Consider the following 19,816-nt stretch of genomic DNA (forward strand, 5'->3'; position numbering starts at 1 on the left):
AGGGAGTCCCTGTTGCGGCCCCTGGGCGGGCACTGCTGCTGGCGGGGAGGGGGCGTCGATCATCGGCGTGGGCGGGACCGGCGTTGGTTCCTGGGCATGAATTACGGCGGCGCCGGAGAGGGCCAACAGGGCCAGGCCTCCTAAGAAGAGCAGGCAGGAGGAAAACAGGGAGCGAAGAACGGGCATGGAGAAAATTTCCTGAACGCAGGCTGACGTGTTCGTGAGGAATCAGACAGTGGTTGGTTGTTGGCAATGAAGGGCTGGTCTCAATGCTGCATCGACATCATTTCATTTTTAAGGAAGAATGACGATAATAACAAGTGTATAAACTGATGTACCGGGAAAAAACAGCCTTTCCGGCAGATCCTTTCCTGTTTCTCGAGCCTGGAGAACGCTGGAAGGGTGCCTGCGGGGCAGGAGTACGCGGCGCGGACCGGCCTGGTTCTTGTTTGACCGGCCCCCTGCGGCTGTGCTATCCTCAACGGACACAACATCTTTAGGAGTTCGCCATGTCCCTGCTTTCCCTTTCGCCGGTTTTGCTCTGGTTTCTTGCCGGCCTCGTCTTCTTTGCCTTGGAACTGCTGCTGCCTGGGCTGATCGTCTTTTTTTTCGGCATTGGCGCCTGGTGCGCGGCGCTGGCGGTTTATTGTCTGCCCATGTCCCTGTCCGGGCAGTTGCTGGTGTTTCTCGCGGCCAGTATTTTGGCCCTGGGCCTGCTGCGTTCCACCCTGAAAAAGGTTTTTTTGGGGCGAAAAATTGACGTCGACGCCATGGAGCGTGGCGTTCCGGACGGAGCCGTCGGCGAGGTGATCGAGGCCATTGCGCCCCCGGCGACCGGCAAGGTTAAATACGGCGGTTCGTTCTGGCTGGCTGCGGCCGATCAACCGATTGCCGTGGGAACCGTGGTGCGCATCCTGAAAAAAGAAAACCTGATTGTGAACGTCAAACCCGTTGCAACGGAAGGAGAAGCCTGATGGACAATGTATTGATCGGCGTTGTCGCCTTGGTGGTGTTTGTCGTGGTGCTGTTGATGAAAACGGCGGTGGTCGTTGATCAGCAGTATGAGTACGTGATTGAGCGGTTGGGCAAATATCGCACTACCTTGGAGGCCGGCTTTCACATCCTGGTTCCGTTTTTCGACAAGGTGGCCTACAAGCGGAGCCTCAAGGAGGAGTCCATCGACATTCCGGCGCAGACCTGCATTACCGCCGACAACGTGTCCATGGAAATTGACGGTTGTCTGTATCTCCAGGTGATCAATTCCCGTCAGTCCGCCTACGGCATCGACAACTATCATTTCGCCGTGGCCCAGATGGCGCAGACCAGTTTGCGTTCGGCCATTGGCAAGATCAGTCTCGACAACACCTTTGAGGCCCGGGAAACGCTCAACCGCCAGGTGGTCGAGGCCCTGGACGAGGCCTCGCAGAACTGGGGCGTTAAAGTGTTGCGCTATGAAATCAAGGACATCCAGCCGCCGCGGAGCGTGCTTGACGCCATGGAAAAACAGATGAAGGCCGAGCGGGAAAAACGGGCCGAGATCGCCAAATCCGAGGGCGAGCGCCAGTCGATGATCAACCGGGCGGAAGGCGAACGGGCCGAAGCCATTGCTCGTTCCGAGGGCGAGAAGACCCGGCGGATCAACGAGGCAGAAGGTCAGGCCCAGGAAATCCTCAAGGTGGCGGAAGCGACCGCCGAGGGCATCCGGAGGGTGGCTGACTCGCTCAGCGTTCCGGGCGGTCAGGATGCGGCCAATCTTGAGGTGGCAAAAAAATACCTCGATCAGTTCGGCAAGCTGGCCAAGGAAAACAACACCATGATTGTCCCCGCCAATCTTGCCGATGTCTCGTCCATGGTGGCGACCGTGATGACCACCCTGGAACACGCCAAAAAGAAAGAGCAGCTGGTCGGATAATCTGCTGTCGCTCCAGCCCGCCGCTTGTTGCAGGGCGGGCTTCCTCTTTGCCCCGCCTTGCCCCCGCTTCCTCACAATCCTCTTTGACGGCTATTGAATTAGGAATGGTTTTTATTTGCTGTGGTTATTAAAATGGGCAGTTATGGGAACGATCTTCGCCATTAAACGCTACGCCATTCACGATGGCCCCAATATCCGGACAACCGTGTTTTTCAAAGGCTGTCCGCTCTCCTGCTGGTGGTGTCACAACCCCGAAGGCATTGACCCCGCCGTTGCACTGGTCTGGGACAGAGGCAAATGCGTGGGCTGCTCCGCCTGTCTGCAAAAGTGTCCAAGCCACAGCCTTGTTGCCGCGCCCGAAGGCGTTGTCTGGCGGCGGGAGAGTTGTCTGGGCTGCGGCGATTGCGCCGAAACCTGCCCCGCCTTGGCCCTTGAGGCCACGGGGCGTGAGGCGAGCGTCGACGAGGTGATGACCGCCGTTGTCCAGGATCAGCCTTTTTTTGATCAATCGGGCGGCGGGGTTACTTTTTCCGGCGGTGAACCGCTTGCCCAGCCGGAATTTCTGCTGGCCCTGCTCAGGGAATGCGGCCGGCTCGGCATCCACCGGGCCGTGGACACTTCAGGTTTTGCGTCTGCCGATGTCCTGTTGCAAGTTGCCGAAAAAGCAGATCTTTTTTTGTTTGACCTCAAGCTGATGGACAGAGACAGACACCGGCTGTTTACCGGCGTGTCCAACGCGCCGATCCTGGACAACCTCCGCCTGCTGGCGGAGCGGGGAATGGCTGTGCAGGTTCGCCTGCCGCTGATTGCCGGCGTCAACGACGACGTCGCCAACCTCCAGGCCGTCGGCGCCTTTGTCGCCGCGCTGGCAGGGGTTGACGCCGTCGATCTGCTCCCCTATCACGGGGCGGCGGCCGCCAAATACCGCAAACTCAATCTGCCCTACAAGGGCGCGCATTTTGCTCCGGCGCCGCCGGAATCGCTGCGTGGGGCCATGACCATACTGCAACAGTGCGGACTTGCGGTCCGCATCGGAGGATAACCATGCATGCCAGAATTGCGCGATTGCGCGCTCAAAGTTTCGTCGCCCGCCCGGCGATCTCGATTGAGCGGGCCCTGCTCGAAACCGAATTCTATCGGGAGCACAGCGGCAAGCACAGCCTGCCGGTGCTGCGGGCTCTGCTCTTTAAGCATCTCTGCGAGCACAAAACGCTCTACATCGGCGAGGATGAACTCCTGGTCGGCGAGCGCGGACCGGCTCCCAAGGCGGTGTCGACCTTCCCCGAGCTGACCTGCCACAGCGCCGACGACCTGCGGATTTTAAACAGCCGGGCCATGACCAGCTACGCGGTCGATCCCCAGGACATCGAAACCTACGAGCGCGAGGTCATTCCCTACTGGCAGGGCCGTTCGATGCGCGACCGGATTTTCAGCCAGGCTCCCCAGGCGTGGCGCGACGCCTACCGCGCCGGCATGTTCACCGAGTTCATGGAGCAGCGGGCGCCGGGCCACACCGCCCTGGACGGCGCGATCTATCGCAGCGGCATGCGCGATGTCCAGATGCGCATTCGCGAGCGGCTCAAGCGGCTCGATTACCACCACGATCCGGAGGCCTCGGACCGCTGCGAACAGCTCCGGGCCATGGACATCGCCTGCGAGGCGGCGATCATCTTTGCCCGCCGCCACGCCGATCTGGCCGAAGAAATGGCGAAAACCGCAGCCATCCCGCAGCGGCGGGAAGAGCTCCAGCGTATTGCCCAGGTCTGCCGCCGGGTTCCTGAGCATGCCCCGCGCACCCTCCATGAGGCCCTGCAGACCTACTGGTTTGTCCATCTCGGCACAATCACCGAGCTCAACGGCTGGGACGCGATGTCGCCCGGTCATCTTGATCAGCACCTGCAGCCCTTTTACGAGCAGGATCTGCGCGCCGGCCTCCTGGATCGGGACGGGGCCAAGGAGCTGCTGGCCTGCCTGTGGATCAAGATCAACAACCACACCGCCCCGCCCAAGGTGGGGGTCACGGCCAAGGAGAGCGGCACCTACAACGATTTTACCCAGATCAACCTCGGCGGCGTCCACCGCGACGGCAGCGACGGGGTGAGCGAGTTCTCCCTGATTGCCCTGGAGGTCACCGACGAGCTGCACCTGCTGCAGCCCCAGCCCAGCGTCCACATCAGCAGCAAAACCCCAGCTCGTTTTCTCAAGGCTGCGGCGCGGGTGATCCGCAAAGGGTACGGGTATCCCTCGGTGTTCAACACCGACGCGGTGATCATGGAGCAGGTGCGGATGGGCAAGAGCATCGAGGACGCCCGCGAAGGCGGCACCAGCGGCTGCATCGAGACCGGGGCCTTTGGCAAGGAGGCCTACATCCTCACCGGCTATCTCAATGTGCCGAAAATCCTGGAAGTGACCCTGAACAACGGGGTGGACCCACTCAGCGGCGCGCGGGTGGGCATTGCAACCGGCGATCCGCGTTCGTTTGCCGATTTTGATCAGCTCTATGCGGCCTTTGTCCGCCAGCTCGAATACATGGTTGATCTCAAGATTGGGATGAACAACTATATCGAGCGGATGTACGCCAAATACTCGCCGGCCCCGTTTTTGTCGGCAGTGATTGAGGGTTGCATCGAAAAGGGGCGCGACTACTACGACGGCGGCCCCCGCTACAACACCACCTACATCCAGTGCTGCGGCATCGGCACCGTCACCGACAGCCTGTCGGCGATCAAAACCCATGTGTACGAGCGGCAAGGCCTGTCCTGGGACCGGTTGCTGGGCGCCCTGGCCAACAATTTTACCGGCGACGAACCCCTGCGCCTGACCCTGTGGAACAAGACCCCGTTCTTCGGCAACGACGACGACCGGGCCGACAGCCTGATGCAGCGGGTCTACGCCAGCCTGTTTGCCGCCATCGACGGCAAACCCAACACCAAGGGCACGGTCTATCGCCTCAATATGCTTTCCACCACCTGCCACGTCTATTTCGGCAAGATGTTGGGGGCCACGCCCAACGGCCGTCTGGCCCATCTGCCCGAATCGGACGGGACCTCGCCCTCGCACGGCGCCGACCGCCACGGACCAACCGCAGTGATCAAATCGATGGCCAAGATGGATCAGGCCAAGTCCGGCGGCACCCTGCTCAACCAGCGGTTTCTGCCCAGCGTCCTGGCCACGGAACAGGATCTTGACCAGCTGTGCGGCCTGATCCGCACCTATTTCGCCCTGGGCGGACATCACATCCAGTTCAATGTGGTCGACACCGCCACCTTGCGCCAGGCGCAGCAGGTGCCGGACGACTACCGCAATCTGCTGGTTCGGGTGGCAGGGTACAGCGATTATTTTGTGGATCTCGACGCCGATCACCAGGAGGAGATCATCCGGCGGACCGCGCAGGAGTTTGCTTGAAGGGGGAGGGAGCGGAGAGGGGCGGGCCGGATTACGGCCGCAGGTCCGGTTTGGCTGCGGCGAGCGGCGCTTCCGGGTGAATCAGGCGGGCAACCGCGACCAGGGTGTCGGCAAAGGTGGCCGGAGACGGGCTACAGACCAGATCCGGGTCCATCACATGCACCCGGCTGCTGCGGCTTGCCTCAAGGGCGGCAAAGCTGAGCCAGTGTTTTTTTTCTTCGGCGCCGACGCCGTGTTCCGACCCCATCACCGCGATGATGATCAGATCCGGATTCAGGGCCAGGACCTGCTCGGTTTTCATGGCCCCGGAAACCTGATCGCCGGCAATATTGACCCCGCCGCCCAGTTCAATGAAATCGTTGGTGAACGAGCTTTTGATTGAAGAGAACAACGGATGGGCGCCGACCTGGAGGAACACTTTGCGCCGGGGAAGGGGGGCCACCGCTTGCTGGACGGCCTCGACCTTGCGTCTGGCCTCACCGACAATGGCTTCGGCCCGGTCGCGCAAGCCCAGCATCTGGCCCAGGCGGAGAAAGTGCTCACCGATGCCCTCAAAGGAGGACGGCTGGCGAAAGGCCTCCACCCGGAAACCCAGCTGCCGCAGCTTGGCAACCTGCTGAGGCGGCGTCAGGTTGCTGGCCAGAATCAGGTCCGGCCGCAGGCTGACGATTTTTTCAATGCTCAATTCCTGGACCGAGCCGACCTTTTCCTTGGTGCGGGCGGCCTCCGGTCGCTGGCAATAGATGGTGTCGCCCACCAGGCTGTCGCCCGCGCCGAGGAGAAAGATGTTCTCGGTGATCAGGGGCCCCAGGGAAACGATGCGCGCCTGAGACGGACGCAGCGCGCCCTCAGCCTCCGCAGCGCGGGCTGAAGGCTGACCACCCGCGATCAAGGCCAACAACAAAAGCAGAAGGCTGAATCGCCGCCTCGTTGCTGGTCCTTGGCGTCTGCCCGGCCAGAGTCGCTTCACGGCAACGGAACGTGTGCCGCCCGCCGAGAGCCAGGCACAAGCTGCGTCTCAGATGACGTCGTCGTCGCTGAGATCATCTTCTTCGTCGACGTCTTCCCCGTCCAGATCGTCCTCCGTGTCGTCAACATAGATCTCCTCTTCCTCGAATTCCTCGTCTTCAGGCGAGATTTCCGGGGTTGAGGCGTCGTCGGGCGAACGGACAGCCTTGGGGATTTTGGATTCCGGGAGCACGAATTCGCGGATTTTCTCCACTTCATCGGGAAGGAGAAGGTCGGCCTGGCAGATGCGGCATCCTTTGACGTGTTGATCGACAAACTGCATCATGCGAGCCGGAGCCATGGTTTCCTGTTTTACCCGGCTATACCAGTCTTTAACGAGACGTATCAGTTGTTCACATTCCATTGGAAAATCGAGGGTGCGTTGCTTGCGCGGACCGTTTGTCTGGTCTGCGTGATTTGAGGGGGAAGAATAAGAAACTGTTGTTTTTCTGCTCAATAAATATTAGATTTCACTACTGATCGGAAGTGGAAAGGGCTCTGGTGGCTCTCCCGGACTTCAAATCCGGTGTGTCGGGTGAATAGCCCGGCAGGTGGGTTCGATTCCCATGCACTTCCGCCATTTTTTTTATTTTTCCACGCCAGTGTTCGCCCTCATTTTATCCTGAATCAAATTCCTCTGTCAATTCTCTTTTTCCCGCATCTGTCAAGGAAAAAAGCATGGTTGGTCGGCGAAAAAGGCCTTGTCGCTTGTGCGACCCTGAGCGCCTCCGCCAGTTTTTTCAGCTCGCCAATCGACGCCTGCAGGCTGTCTTTCCCCGTCTGAGTATAGGCAATTCTTGCCAATTCGCTGCCAGCCGGTCATGGGGCGATGCGGCCAAGCCCTGTCCGGGTTGACCGCGCAAGCGCGACGGAGCGCCTCGCCCCCCGTTCGTCGTCAAAAAAGCACGGTGGGAAACATCGAGTCCTGTTGTTTAATGATCTGAAATTATAAGATAAAATAATGTTTTGAAATGAACGGGGCGGCAGTCTGCGGGCCTTCACAAGGTGTTTTTCTTGTCCAGGTTCAATGCATTCCTCTTGCCCCCGGAATAATATAGAGCAGCACTGCAAAATAGTGGGAAATGCTGCCTGCCAGGACAAAAAGGTGCCAGATGGCGTGGTTGTAGGGCAGGCGCTCCCAGAGATAAAACACGATGCCGCCGGTGTAGGCAAGTCCGCCGGAAAGCAGCAACCAAAGGCCGCCGCTGCCGACGTTGTGCATCATCGGTTTGACAGCGGCCACCACCGCCCAGCCCATAATGACATAGAGCGCGAGCAGGCAGGCGCGAAAACGGCGCAGTCGAGTGGTTTCAATCAATATGCCCAAGGTTGCCAAACCCCAGATCACGCCAAACAGAGTCCACCCCCAGGGCCCGTGCAGGCTGACCAGGGTAATCGGCGTATAGGTGCCGGCAATGAGCACCAGGATGGCGGAGTGATCGAGAATGCGCAGGATGGGCTTGGCGGCGGGATGCTGGACGGCGTGGTAGAGGGTTGAGGCCAGGTAGAGCAGGATCAGGGCCGCGCCAAAGATCGAGCAGCTGACGATGTGCCAGGCGTTGCCGTACAGGGCGGCAAAGACAATCAGCACCACCAGCCCGGCGACGGCAAGAACGACCCCCAGGCCGTGGGTGAGGCTGTTGGCGATTTCTTCGCCCTTGCTGTAACGGGTGGACGGTGGCTGGGAGTGGGACATGGCGCATGAGAATGTTGAGGGAAGGCATATTGCCTGAAGCATGGTGCAACTGTGCCTCGTACTTTAGTGCGCCTGTTCATGCTTGTCCATCCGCTTTTCCGGCAGGGAGCGGGGCGGCCGGGTTCAGCGCGGCCAGCGTAGTTCGGTCAACAAGGCATAGACGGCCTGATAGATTCTGGGTTCGCTGCTTGCCCGCGTTCCGGCTATGTTCAGCACCTCGGGCCGCAGGTTTTGGAGCCATTTTTCCACCATGATTGCTGCTTTCGGGCCGGCGATCAGCTCGAAATCGATATGCAGGCAGGGGCGGTTGTGGCGAATGGCTAGGGCTTCGGTCAGGGCGGATCCTCCGGACAGGGGGCCGAAAGAAAACAGCAGCGTGGCGTCGGCGGCTACGATGTTTTTTTCGGTGCGGTCCCTATAGCGAGGCGACGGCAATTCGTGCAGGGCATACCGCCGCGGCAAGGGGCCGTCTTCGGTTTTTCGGCCTTTCGGCGCCCAGCCGCCATGGGGCATGTCGAGGGCAATGGCGGCATCAAGAGCGGCTCGGTCGGCTCCTGTCTGTCCTCCTGAAATGATTTTCATCACAAGGATGGCGTGGTGGGTAAAACGCTGGCGCAAGCCAAGTTTGCGCCGGGAAAGGCGTTGCCGCCAAGAAGGCCTCGCAGCCTTGGCGCGCGCCGGTTTGTGTGGCCCCAAAGGGCTCGGATGGCTGGTGTTAGCATTGGATAAATCGCAACACCAATGCAACATTTTGAATTTACGTGTTTTTTTTCGAGAAGTTGCATTTTTTTACATTCAATTTCTTGACAAGGCGGATTTCGTACATTTTAATGAGGACCAATTTGGGCTGCAACCACTCAGCGTGGGTGTTTTTTTGTCTGGATGACAAACGAGATAAACCCTTGAACAAAGAGGAAAATGGTTACAGATAAAAGTATTCAACCGATTTCGTCCCGTCGATCTTTCCTGCTAAAATCAACACAAATTGTTCTTGGCTTGGCAGTGGTTTCCACTCCGAGCATCAGTTGTGCAAAGGCTCTGGGCAAACGGTCCCTGGCTTTCTATCACACTCATACGCAGCAGGAACTTATCCTGACCTACGCTTGGGGGAAGACCTACAATCCCAAGGCGTTGGCGCAAATAAATCAATTTCTCCGGGACTACCAAACCGGACAAACCCACCCCATTGATCCGCGGCTTCTTGACATCCTCTGGGGCATCCAGGGGGAGATGGGCCGCAAGGGCGTGTATGAAGTGATTTCAGGCTTTCGCTCGCCGAAGACCAACGGCAAGTTGCGGCGCACCAGTTCCGGCGTGGCTGGCCACAGTTTGCATATGAAAGGCCAAGCCATTGACGTGCGCTTTTCTGGGGGCGACACCGATCAGATTCAGCAGTGCGCCTTGGAGATGCGCTCCGGCGGCGTTGGCTATTACGCCAAGGCCGATTTTGTCCACCTGGACACCGGAGAGTTCCGGACCTGGTAACTCCGAAATCGCTGCGGGAATCGCCTGCTCTTTCTTGCCGCGCCCCCGTCGCGCTCCTTTTTACCTGGCGAGACTTCTTGCCAGGGTGAACACCTCGATTCTTGCCGCGCCCCCAGCTCTCAGGATTGTGCTGCATTCCTGGACGGTGCTGCCGGTGGTGAAGACGTCGTCGACCAGCAGCACCCGCTTGCCTGTTACGCCTCCAGATTGGGCAAGGGTGAACACCTTGCGAAGATTGGTTCGCCGCTCCTTGCCGCTCAACTGCGATTGGGGCGTGGTCAAACGGGTGCGCGCCAGCAGTTCGGTGTTGATTTTGTCGCGCCACTGGGGAAAACAGCCCTTGGCCAGCACCAGGGCTTGATTGAATCCCCGCTCGCGCAGTCGATTCGGGTGCAGGGGGACCGGCAGCACGAGATCGGGTTCGCCCAGTTGCCCCAGGCAGTCGGACCCGGCCGTCAAGGCTTCCAGGCTGGCAACCGCAGGCAGGTTGCCGCCGAACTTCAGGGCGAGGATGATGTTGGCGACAGGCGGTTGGTAAAAGAGCAGGGAGCGGGCCGCGTCAAAGGCGTAGCGGTTGTTCAGACAGGCCCCGCAGAGATGATCCCCGCCGGCGACATGCGGCGTGCCGCAGCAGGGGCACAGGGGAGAGCGGATAAAGGCGAGCTCCGCCTGGCAGTCGGCGCAAAAAAGCGGCGGCCGGGAATGATCCAGCCGCCGCTCGCACCCCAAACACGCAGGCGGGAACAACAGATCTTTGAGGGCCTCGAACAAAGAGGTCACCCGGCCGAGCGTTTACATGTTGTTGATAATGGCGCTGCCAAAGGCGGAGCAGGAAAGTTCCGTGGCCCCTTCCATCAGGCGAGCCAAATCGTAGGTCACCGTTTTTTTCGAAATGGTCGTTTCCAGCGCGGTCTTGATCAGCTCGGCCGCCTCTTTCCAGCCGATATATTCCAGCATCATGACGCCGGAAAGAAGAAGCGAGCCAGGGTTGACCTTGTCGAGACCGGCGTATTTCGGGGCTGTCCCATGGGTGGCCTCGAACAGGGCCACGCCGTCGCCGATGTTGGCGCCGGGGGCGATGCCCAGCCCGCCGACCTGGGCGGCGAGGGCGTCGGACATGTAATCGCCGTTGAGGTTGGGCATGGCCAGCACCGAATACTCGCTGGGACGCAGCAGAATCTGCTGGAACATGGCGTCGGCGATTCGGTCTTTCATCACAATTTTTCCTTCCGGGATCAGGCCATTGTGCTGTTCCCAGAGCGCCGCCTCGGTGATCACCGAGTCCCCGAATTCCTCGGCCGCCAGTTCGTATCCCCAGTTGCGAAAGGCCCCTTCGGTGAACTTCATGATGTTGCCCTTATGCACCAGGGTGACGGAATCGCGGCCCTCGTCCAGCGCGTATTGAATGGCCTTGCGCACCAGCCGCTTGGCCCCGAATTCTGAAATCGGCTTGATGCCGATGCCTGAGTTGTCGCGGATGGAGGCGCCCATTTCGTTGCGCAGAAATTCAATCACCCGGTTCGCCTTTTCGGTTCCAGCCTGCCATTCGATGCCGGCGTACACGTCCTCGGTGTTTTCCCGAAAGATCACCATGTCGACCAGCCCCGGCTCCTTGACCGGCGAGACCACGCCGCGGTAGTAGCGAACCGGGCGGACGCAGGCGTACAGATCAAGCACCTGGCGCAGAGCCACGTTGAGACTGCGCATGCCTTCGCCGACCGGGGTGGTCAGCGGCCCCTTGATGCTGACCACATATTTTTTCAAGGCGTCGATGGTTTCGCGCGGCAGCCACTCGCCGGTGGTCTGGAACGCTTTTTCACCGGCAAGGATCTCCAACCATTCGATTTTTCTGGTTCCGCCATAGCTTCTGGCCACAGCGGCATCCAGGACTTTTTGCGCTGCGGCCCAGATGTCCGGCCCTGTTCCATCGCCTTCGATGAACGGAATAATAGGGTGAGCCGGCACATTCAGCGATCCGTCAGCTTTGATGGTTATGATGTCTGCAGCCAAAGTAGACTCCTTGAGAGGTGACAAGTCTGTGTATATGCAATGAAGTTGCCTTTCGTGACCAGAGGCCAAAAGACGCAGGAGTATATTCGATTGGCGAACTCCCGTCAATCCCGCCGAACTGACGTCGGCAAATCCTTTCGGGGGCCTGCGGCGGATGTAAGTGCTTGCTCTTCTTGCGGGCGCCTGCTAAATACGTGCTGCCCGCTCTCTCCGCCGCTTCGGCGTCGAGCCCACGGTTCCTTGCTCGGCCTCGGTGGCGGTCATTTCAACTTTTCGGCACGGTACGCATGTCGCTATTGCAATTTCTCCGAGGCGTGTGGACGCTTGTCCTTGCGCCGCCGCTGACCTTTATCGTGTCGGCGCTTTCTTTGCTCGATTTAATGTGGTTTCGCAAGTCGGAAATCAAGGCCCAGGTTTTTCCTCGCTATTGGGGGCGAACGCTTTGCCGCCTTGCCGGCGTCCGGGTGCAGGTGACCGGGATGGAGCAGCTTGATCCCAACCAAACCTACATCTTTGCCGGCAACCACTGCAGCCAGTACGACATCTTTGCCTTCCAGGGGTATTTTCCCCATGATTTCCGCTGGATCGCCAAAAAGGAATTGTTTCGCATCCCCCTTTTTGGTCAAGCCATGCACCGGGTCGGGTACATTCCCATAGATCGGTCCCATGGCCGCCAGGCGTTGAAAAGTCTGGATGAGGCGGCCAAGCGGATTGCGTCGGGCAGTTCCGTGCTCATTTTTCCCGAAGGCACCCGCAGCGACGACGGCATGCTGCACGAATTCAAGACCGGGGCGGTGATGCTGGCAATCAAGGCCGGCGTGCCCATTGTGCCGCTTGGCTTCAACGGTTCGTACGAGGTGCTGGCGAAGGGAACGTTCTTGCCGCGCAGCGGCGAGATCACCATTCGCGTTGGGCCGCCGCTAGCCACCGGACACTACAAAAGCGTCGACAAGCAGGCGCTTGCCGGAGAGTTGCATGCGGCGGTGGAAAAATTGCTTGAAGAGCGGTACCTCCCTCGCTGACCCTTGCCGCCTGCGTCGTTTTTTCAGCTCCCAAAGGCCGCCGACGGCGGCTGCAAATGTGGCGGCGAGCGACATTAGAAGACAGAATTTCTTGCAAAAACAACGAAACCTGTCATAATGACCAGCAATTTGCGAGGAGATCAACCGGCGTCCTCTGGGGCGCCGCTTATTCCCTCTTTTGGCGGGCGGTTGTGTGCAGCGCACTCCCGGCAAAGGAACAGACTCAAACAGGAAAATTCCCCATGCAGTCGACATCAAAAACCCGGCTAACCCCCCTGACCTTTTCGGTTTTGTTCTGCGCTCTGCTCATCGGCTGCATCGCCGGCGCCTCCGGCGACGCCATGGCGCTGGAACAAAACACCACCTTCCTGCCGTTTAGGATCAATGCCCCGGACGCCGCCAAAGTCGCCGGCCCGGCGGACAAGGCCCTGGAGCAGGAGGCGCAGGCCAAGGGGATGAAAATGATGTCCCGCAGCCAGGCCGAAAAACTGATCAGCTACACCGGCGCCTGGCCGCCTCCCCCGGCAGCGCTTGCCAAGGCGGCGGAATCAACCGGGGCTGACTACATCGTTGTCGGCAGTTTGAACAAGCTGGGGTCGCGGATCAGCATCGACTGCGCCATTGTCGACGTGCTCGCCCCCCATTCTCCCTATTCCGCGTTTCGTGAAGCGGACTCCCTGGACAGCCTGAACAAGGTGACCGGAGAGATCGTCGGCGCCATGCTGGCCCATTCCAACAGAAGCGCCACCGTCGCCTCCATCGCGCCGGAGGGCAATCAGCGCATCGATTCGGGGGCCATTCTCCAGAAAATCACCACCAAGCCCGGCGACCTCTACGATCCAACCACCCTGCGCCAGGATCTGAAGGCGGTCTTTGCCATGGGCTATTTCGACAATGTCGAGATTGACGCCAAGGACGCGGCAACCGGCAAGGCCGTCGTCTTCCGGGTGAAAGAGAAGCCGCTGGTCGGCAGCGTGGTCATTGCCGGCGCCGAAGAGATCAAAGAAGAGGACGTTCGCGACGCGGCCAGCATCAGCGTCAACTCCATTCTCAACCCGAACAAAGTCAACGAGGCGGTGCAGAAGGTCAGGGATCTCTACAAGTCGAAGGGCTACTACAATACCGAGGTCATCGCCAACATCAGCTATCCTGCAGACGCCAACGCCGAGGTTCGGTTTGAGATAAAGGAAGGTGAGAAAATCACCATTGAAAAGATCGGGTTCTCGGGCAACAGCAGCTTTTCCGAAGACGAGCTGGAAGACGCCATCCAAACCGGGACGCATAAATGGTGGCTCTCCTGGTTGACCGACGCCGGCGTGCTCAAAATGGAAATTCTCCGGCAGGACGCCGAGCGCGTTGCCGCCTTCTACCAGAACCACGGCTTTATCGAGGCTAAGGTCGGCGAGCCGATTGTTGAGCAGAAGGAAGACGCGCTGTTCGTGACCTTTCCGATTGACGAAGGCCCCCGGTACAAGGTGGGCACGGTGGACATCGACGGCGACCTGATCAAGGACAAGGGCGAGATGATCGCCGTGCTCAAGATTCGGGACGAGGAATTCCTCAATCGTCAGGTGCTGCGCGACGACGTCACCCGTCTTACCGACATGTACGCCGAGCAGGGCTACGCCTTTGCCGAGGTCAATCCCAAGGTCACCAAGGCCGAGGACGCCAAGCGGATCGACGTCGTGCTGCACGTTGAAAAAGGGGCCATGGCCTACATCAACCGGGTGGAAATTCAGGGCAACACCCGCACCCACGACAACGTCATCCGCCGCGATCTCAAGGTGCAGGAGGGCGGACGTTTTGATTCCAAGGCCATCCGGACCTCGACCCAGAAGTTGAATCGTCTGGGCTTTTTTGAAGAGGTGAACGTCACCCCCAAACCCACCATGATCGAGAACCAGATGGACGTGGTGGTGGACGTCAAAGAAAAGTCCACCGGCCAGTTCAGCGTCGGCGCCGGGTATTCTTCGTCTGAGAATGTGTTGTTCATGGGCGAAATCTCGGAAGACAACATCTTCGGCACCGGCAACAAACTGTCGCTGGCCGCCAGCACCAGCAGCAAGAGCACCAAATACAACATGAACTTCACCAATCCGCGCCTGTACGACTCCCAGGTGTCGGGCAGCGTGGATTTGTTCAACTGGGAACGGGAATACGACGACTTCACCAAGGACTCCACCGGCTCTACGTTGCGGCTGGGGCATCCGCTGGTTGAAGAGTGGCGGATCTATTACGGCTACACCATTTCCGACACCGACATCACCGACATCGACGACGACGTGTCCGAGTATATTCGCCGCTCCGCCGATATTCACATCACCAGCATGGCCGAGGTTTCCCTGGTGCGCGACACCCGCGACAAGAATTTCTCGCCGACCAAGGGTTCGCGCAACAGCATCAGCGTCGATTACGCCGGCGGACCGCTGGGCGGCGACGCTGAGTTCACCAAATTGGAAGGTTCTTCGTCCTGGTACTTCCCGATGATCTGGAGCACGGTCTTCCATGTGAAAGGTTCGGCCGGGCAGGCCTTTGAAAATGAAGACGGCAAATTGCCGGTGTACGAGCATTTTTTCCTGGGCGGCATGAACTCGATCCGTGGTTTTGAGTCGTCTTCCATCAGCCCCATTGACCCGGCAACCGGCGACAAGATCGGCGGCGACAAGATGTGGTACGGCAACGTCTCCATCATTTTTCCGCTGATCAAGGATATGGGCATGGACGGCGAAATCTTCCATGACTTCGGCAACGTCTACGACGTCGACGACAGTTGGGATTTCAGCGACTATAAAAAGACCGCCGGCGTCGGCGTTCTCTGGGCCTCTCCGCTTGGTCCGCTGAGACTGGCGTTCGGCTTCAATCTCGACAAGCAGGACGATGAGGACAGTTCCAACTGGGATTTCAGCATGGGTGGCTCCTTCTGATGGCCACAGCCTGATGTTAATCTGACCGCTGTTCATGCAGTCGATTCTTGCGCGGCTGCGTGACGGCAGTCCGCCCCCCGACATTTTTGGCCTTCACGGCTCTTCCACGGCCCTGCTCCTCGGCAGGGCCGTGGAAACTCTGCAACGCACCCTCTGCTGCATCCTTCCCGCCGACGAACAGCTTGAGCTCCTTGCTCAGGATATCGCCTTTTTCTCCAAGGTCCGGGTGTTGTTGCACCCGAGCTACGAAATTCCGCCGTACACGCCCCTCGCCCCTGATCCGGCCACGGTGTGCAACCGCTTGGCCACCCTGTACCAACTGCAGGAAAACCGCGAGCCCTGCCTTGTCCTGACCTCGGCGGAAGCCGTATTGCGCCGGGTGCTGCCTGCAGCCGAACTCAACGCGCACTGCGAATTGGTGATTGCCGGCGAGGAAACGGACCGCGACGCTCTGATTGCTTCACTGTCGGCCGCCGGCTATCAACTGTGCGACATGGTGCGGCAGGAGGGGGATCTGTCCTTGCGCGGAGGCATTGTCGACGTGTACCCGCCGACCCTTGACGTCGCCCAGTCCGGTCCCTTGCGGCTTGATTTTTTCGGCGACACGGTGGAATCCATTCGTCTCTTTGACCCGCTGTCGCAGCGCTCCCGGCAGTCGCTGCCGGAGGCGGTATTGCTGCCGGCCTCCGATCTGCTGTTTCCACAGAGCGGCAAGCGAGAGGCGCTTTTGGCGCGTCTTGACGCCGCTGCCGATTTGCACCGCTGGCCGCCCGGCGAGTCCCGCATGCTGCGGGAACGGTTTGCCTCGGGGCAGCATTTTCCCGGCATGGAATTCATGCTGCCCCTGCTGTACGGCGGCGCTGAACACCTGCAGACCTTGTTTGATTATTTGCCGGCCAACGCCGCGCTGATCGTTAGCGATCCCCCTGCGGTGAGACGGCGGATGCAGTTGGTGCGGGACCGCATTGAAGCTAATTACGCCGAGGCTGTGAGTCGGAACGGGGCTGCGTTGCCCCCCGCCGATCTGTTTGTGGGCGAGGATGAATTCCAGGCGCTGCAGGAGAAACTCCTGCTGGCCCGTCTGACGCCGTTGCCGGATCCAGACCAACCCGCTCCGGCCTTGACCCTGGAAACCGGGGACCATAACCTGCTGGCCCAGGAAATCGAACTGCACCGTAAGAAAAGGGGCTTGTTGGCGCCGTTGGCCGACCGCATGCTCAAATGGCAACACGACCACGAGACCATCGTCCTGGCCTGTCGCTCACTGCGTCAGGCGGAACATCTGCGTGAAATGCTCGCCAATTACCAGCTGCGCGCCACCCTGCTGCCGCCGCCCTTTGACCCCCAAGCCGTCAAGGCGGAGGATCAAGTCTACTGTTACGAGCATCCCTTGTCCCGCGGCTTTGATTTTCCTGCGGAGAAGGTCCATTTCCTCTCTGCCTCCGAGCTATTTGGCGAGAAGCGGCTCCGCACCGACCGCCAGCGGAAGGGCGGCCGCGACGAAGGCCAGCCGGTGCAAATCGATCAACTCGCCGAAGGCGACGTCGTGGTGCATCGCGATCACGGCATCGGCATCTTTCAGGGCCTGGTCAATATGGAGTTCTCCGGTCAGCGGGGGGATTTCATGCAGATCGTTTTTCGCGACGACGACAAACTCTACGTGCCGGTGGACCGCCTCCACTGGGTCAGCCGTTATCAGGGGTTGACTGATCAGGAGCCCAAACTGGACAGCCTGGGCTCCCAGCGATGGCTAAGCACCAAGAAGAAGGTTACCGAGGCGGTGTGGAAAATCGCCCAGGAGCTGCTGGAGATCTACGCCCGCCGCGCCATGCGCGAGGGGCATCGCTTCTCTCCGCCCGGCGATCTCTATCGGCAGTTGGAAGAATCCTTTGCCTACGATGAGACCAAGGGACAGGCCAAGGCCATCGACGACGTGATTGACGATCTCACCCACGATCAGCCCATGGATCGTCTCGTCTGCGGCGACGTCGGCTACGGCAAGACCGAGGTGGCGGCCCGGGGAGCCTTCAAAGCCATTGAGGACGGGTATCAGGTGGCGATATTGGTGCCGACCACGGTTTTGGCCGAACAGCACGCCGCCACCTTCCGCGAGCGCTTTGCCTCGTTTCCGGTGGAGATTGCCTGCCTCAACCGATTCCGCACCAGCCGCCAGCAAAAGGAGATTGTGGCCAACCTCGCCAACGGCAAGATCGATCTGGTGGTGGGCACCCACCGGCTCCTCTCCAAGGATATCCAATTCAGCAAACTCGGCCTGCTGATTGTTGACGAAGAGCATCGGTTTGGCGTGGCCCACAAGGAAAAAATCAAAAGAATCAAGGCCTCGGTCGACGTCCTGACCCTGACCGCCACGCCCATACCCCGCACCCTGCAGATGTCGCTTTTGGGCATTCGCGACCTCTCGGTCATTTCGACGCCGCCGCAGCAACGACGTTCGGTCAAGACGTTCCTCGCCCGCCATGATCAGCTGGTGATTCGCGAGGCCGTCGTCCGCGAGATGGAGCGCGGCGGGCAGCTCTTTTTTGTCCACAATCGCGTCCAGTCGATTCACCGCATGGCTGACTCGATTGCCGAACTGGTTCCCCAGGCGCGCATCGGCGTTGCCCACGGCCAGATGCCCGGGCCACAGCTTGAAGACATCATGGTCCGTTTCATCAACCATGAGCTCGACATCCTGGTCTGCACCACGATCATTGAATCCGGCCTGGACATCCCCAACGCCAACACCATCATCATCAATCGGGCCGATCACCTTGGACTGGCCGACATCTATCAGTTGCGCGGCCGGGTCGGGCGTTCCACCCGGCAGGCCTACGCCTATCTCTTAGTTTCCTCGCTGGATCACCTGACGGCCGATGCACAGCAACGGCTCCGCGCCTTGATGGACTGTTCCGAGTTGGGCGGCGGCTTCAAGCTGGCCATGAACGACCTGCAGATTCGCGGCGGCGGCAATCTCCTGGGGGTGTCTCAGTCCGGTCACATTGCGGCCGTGGGCTATGATCTCTATCTGGAACTGTTGCAGTCAACGGTGGCCGATCTGAAGCGTAAGGCGGTGGAAGGGAGCGCTGCCGCAAGCGCCGAGGAGCTGGATCCGGAAATCAAACTCAAGGTCGCCGCCTTTCTGCCCGACCATTACATCCAGGACACCAGCCAGCGCTATCACGCCTATCGCCGCATAGCGCTTGCCGGCAACAGCGACGGCGAGGAACTGGCGGCTATCGAAGAGGAATTGGTTGACCGTTACGGTCCCTTGCCGCGCGAGGCCGCAACCCTGCTGGCGATTATCGCCTTGAAGCAGCAGTTGCGCGGGCTTGGCGTCAGCAAGCTGGAGCAGGGCCCGAACGCGTTGGTTTTTTCCTTTGTCGCCAACGCGCCGGTCGATCCTCAGCAACTGCTGGCCCTGGTGCAACAAAAACCGGAGAGGAAGAAACCGTTTCAATCCATCCGCTTGACGCCTGACCAACGGTTGATCGTGCCGCTCGCCGTGCAGGATGATCTTTTTGGCCGCATCCAGGCTCTTGTGCACTCCTTAAAAGGAACAACGCCATGAACAGCACGCCCCTTTATTGTGAAAAAATTTTTCCGATCTTCCCGTGGGACAACATCGACACCGTGCTTCTGGACATGGACGGCACCCTGCTCGACAAGCATTTTGACGATTACTTCTGGGAGCAGTACCTGCCCGAGCACTACAGCCTGCTGCACGACATCTCGGTGGACGAGGCTAGAGGCCAGCTGCTGGCGAGGTATCACAAGGTTAAGGACACCCTGGACTGGGCGGATCTCAATTTCTGGTCCCGTGAGTTGGGCATGGATTTGCAGGAATTGAAGCTGCGGATCAACCACCTGATCGGCGTTCACCCCTATGTGATTGAATTTTTGGAATACTGCCTGAAAAATCGAAAAAAACTCTATCTGATCACCAACGCCCATTCCAGCACCCTGTCGATCAAGCTGGAAAAAACAGCCCTTGGCCCTTGGTTTGACCGGATTGTCTGCGCCGAGGAGGTGGGGTTGGCCAAGGAGGATCCGCTATTTTGGGACCGTCTGGAGCAGCAGCTTGCCTTTGATCGCACCCGGACCCTTTTGGTCGACGACACGGAAAAGGTGCTGTTCGCCGCGCAAACGCACGGGCTGGCCTATCTGCTGTATGTGGCGCGGCCAAGCAGTCGCCAACGGGTGCAGTATTCTTGCAACTTCCCCTCCATCGAATATTTCAAGGAACTGCTGCCCCGATAAGGGCCGTCCGGCCGGCGGAATAAAAAAAGCCGCCCCGCTTTAACGCGGGACGGCTTGGTACAACGGCGGCTTGGTCCAGACAAACGCCTTTCGGCGT

At 59.6% G+C, this 19,816-nt stretch carries 15 protein-coding genes, 1 tRNA gene and 1 pseudogene; 10 read left to right on the forward strand and 7 right to left on the reverse strand.

Annotated elements, in window-relative coordinates; all coding sequences use genetic code 11:
* Positions 1-186 (reverse strand): annotated as a pseudogene (locus tag RCH93_RS15055) (hypothetical protein); the annotation flags it as partial.
* A 323-nt stretch (positions 187-509) separates the two neighbouring features.
* On the opposite strand from RCH93_RS15055, the gene RCH93_RS15060 reads away from it, so the two are divergent.
* From RCH93_RS15060 to hypD, 4 genes are all read left to right on the forward strand, one after another.
* Entirely contained in the window at positions 510-974 is a 465-nt protein-coding gene (locus RCH93_RS15060; protein ID WP_306549243.1) for an NfeD family protein, read from the forward strand.
* Entirely contained in the window at positions 974-1,912 is a 939-nt protein-coding gene (locus RCH93_RS15065) for an SPFH domain-containing protein (protein ID WP_306549244.1), read from the forward strand. The genes RCH93_RS15060 and RCH93_RS15065 overlap by 1 nt, the downstream gene beginning before the upstream one ends.
* Positions 1,913-2,054: 142 nt before the next feature.
* On the forward strand, positions 2,055-2,954 hold the full coding sequence (locus RCH93_RS15070; RefSeq protein ID WP_306549245.1) for a glycyl-radical enzyme activating protein: 900 nt from the start codon (positions 2,055-2,057) through the stop codon (positions 2,952-2,954).
* Between the two features lie 2 nt (positions 2,955-2,956).
* Positions 2,957-5,317: a trans-4-hydroxy-L-proline dehydratase gene (gene hypD, locus RCH93_RS15075; protein WP_306549246.1), complete on the forward strand. Its 2,361-nt coding sequence runs from the start codon at positions 2,957-2,959 to the stop codon at positions 5,315-5,317.
* Between the two features lie 31 nt (positions 5,318-5,348).
* On the opposite strand, the gene RCH93_RS15080 is transcribed toward hypD, so the two are convergent.
* Positions 5,349-6,215 (reverse strand): ABC transporter substrate-binding protein, encoded by an 867-nt coding sequence (locus RCH93_RS15080; RefSeq protein WP_306549247.1) that lies wholly within the window; start codon positions 6,213-6,215, stop codon positions 5,349-5,351.
* A 120-nt stretch (positions 6,216-6,335) separates the two neighbouring features.
* Positions 6,336-6,626 carry a hypothetical protein gene (locus tag RCH93_RS15085; RefSeq protein WP_306549248.1) on the reverse strand — a complete coding sequence of 97 codons (291 nt, stop codon included), beginning with the start codon at positions 6,624-6,626 and terminating at the stop codon, positions 6,336-6,338.
* A gap of 181 nt (positions 6,627-6,807) precedes the next feature.
* On the opposite strand from RCH93_RS15085, the gene RCH93_RS15090 reads away from it, so the two are divergent.
* A tRNA-Sec gene (locus RCH93_RS15090) sits at positions 6,808-6,905 on the forward strand.
* Between the two features lie 444 nt (positions 6,906-7,349).
* Here RCH93_RS15090 and RCH93_RS15095 read toward each other — a convergent pair.
* Both RCH93_RS15095 and RCH93_RS15100 read right to left on the reverse strand, forming a co-directional pair.
* Positions 7,350-8,021 carry a hemolysin III family protein gene (locus tag RCH93_RS15095; protein ID WP_306549249.1) on the reverse strand — a complete coding sequence of 224 codons (672 nt, stop codon included), beginning with the start codon at positions 8,019-8,021 and terminating at the stop codon, positions 7,350-7,352.
* A 123-nt stretch (positions 8,022-8,144) separates the two neighbouring features.
* Complete coding sequence (locus RCH93_RS15100; RefSeq protein WP_306549250.1) at positions 8,145-8,639, reverse strand: putative molybdenum carrier protein; 495 nt, start codon at positions 8,637-8,639, stop codon at positions 8,145-8,147.
* A gap of 300 nt (positions 8,640-8,939) precedes the next feature.
* Here RCH93_RS15100 and RCH93_RS15105 point away from each other — a divergent pair, with 300 nt between their 5' ends.
* On the forward strand, positions 8,940-9,506 hold the full coding sequence (locus RCH93_RS15105; protein ID WP_306549251.1) for a DUF882 domain-containing protein: 567 nt from the start codon (positions 8,940-8,942) through the stop codon (positions 9,504-9,506).
* Positions 9,507-9,566: 60 nt separating this feature from the next.
* On the opposite strand, the gene RCH93_RS15110 is transcribed toward RCH93_RS15105, so the two are convergent.
* Both RCH93_RS15110 and icd read right to left on the reverse strand, forming a co-directional pair.
* Positions 9,567-10,286, reverse strand: a complete 720-nt coding sequence (locus RCH93_RS15110) for a ComF family protein (protein WP_306549252.1) — start codon at positions 10,284-10,286, stop codon at positions 9,567-9,569.
* Positions 10,287-10,298: 12 nt separating this feature from the next.
* The gene (gene icd / locus RCH93_RS15115) at positions 10,299-11,516 is read right to left on the reverse strand and encodes an isocitrate dehydrogenase (NADP(+)) (protein ID WP_306549253.1); all 1,218 of its coding nucleotides are present in this window, start codon (positions 11,514-11,516) and stop codon (positions 10,299-10,301) included.
* Positions 11,517-11,803: 287 nt separating this feature from the next.
* Here icd and RCH93_RS15120 point away from each other — a divergent pair, with 287 nt between their 5' ends.
* The 4 genes from RCH93_RS15120 (at position 11,804) to RCH93_RS15135 (ending at position 19,719) form a co-directional block, all read left to right on the forward strand.
* Positions 11,804-12,538, forward strand: a complete 735-nt coding sequence (locus RCH93_RS15120) for a 1-acyl-sn-glycerol-3-phosphate acyltransferase (RefSeq protein WP_306549254.1) — start codon at positions 11,804-11,806, stop codon at positions 12,536-12,538.
* 242 nt (positions 12,539-12,780) lie between these two features.
* On the forward strand, positions 12,781-15,462 hold the full coding sequence (bamA, locus tag RCH93_RS15125) for an outer membrane protein assembly factor BamA (protein ID WP_306549255.1): 2,682 nt from the start codon (positions 12,781-12,783) through the stop codon (positions 15,460-15,462).
* Between the two features lie 34 nt (positions 15,463-15,496).
* The gene (gene mfd, locus RCH93_RS15130) at positions 15,497-19,030 is read left to right on the forward strand and encodes a transcription-repair coupling factor (protein ID WP_306549256.1); all 3,534 of its coding nucleotides are present in this window, start codon (positions 15,497-15,499) and stop codon (positions 19,028-19,030) included.
* Positions 19,027-19,719, forward strand: a complete 693-nt coding sequence (locus RCH93_RS15135) for an HAD family hydrolase (RefSeq protein ID WP_306549257.1) — start codon at positions 19,027-19,029, stop codon at positions 19,717-19,719. Before mfd ends, RCH93_RS15135 begins: the two co-directional genes overlap by 4 nt.
* Positions 19,720-19,816 lie beyond the last annotated feature (97 nt).

The sequence above is a fragment of the Desulfobulbus sp. genome, assembly GCF_030824455.1.
Classification (GTDB): domain Bacteria; phylum Desulfobacterota; class Desulfobulbia; order Desulfobulbales; family Desulfobulbaceae; genus Desulfobulbus.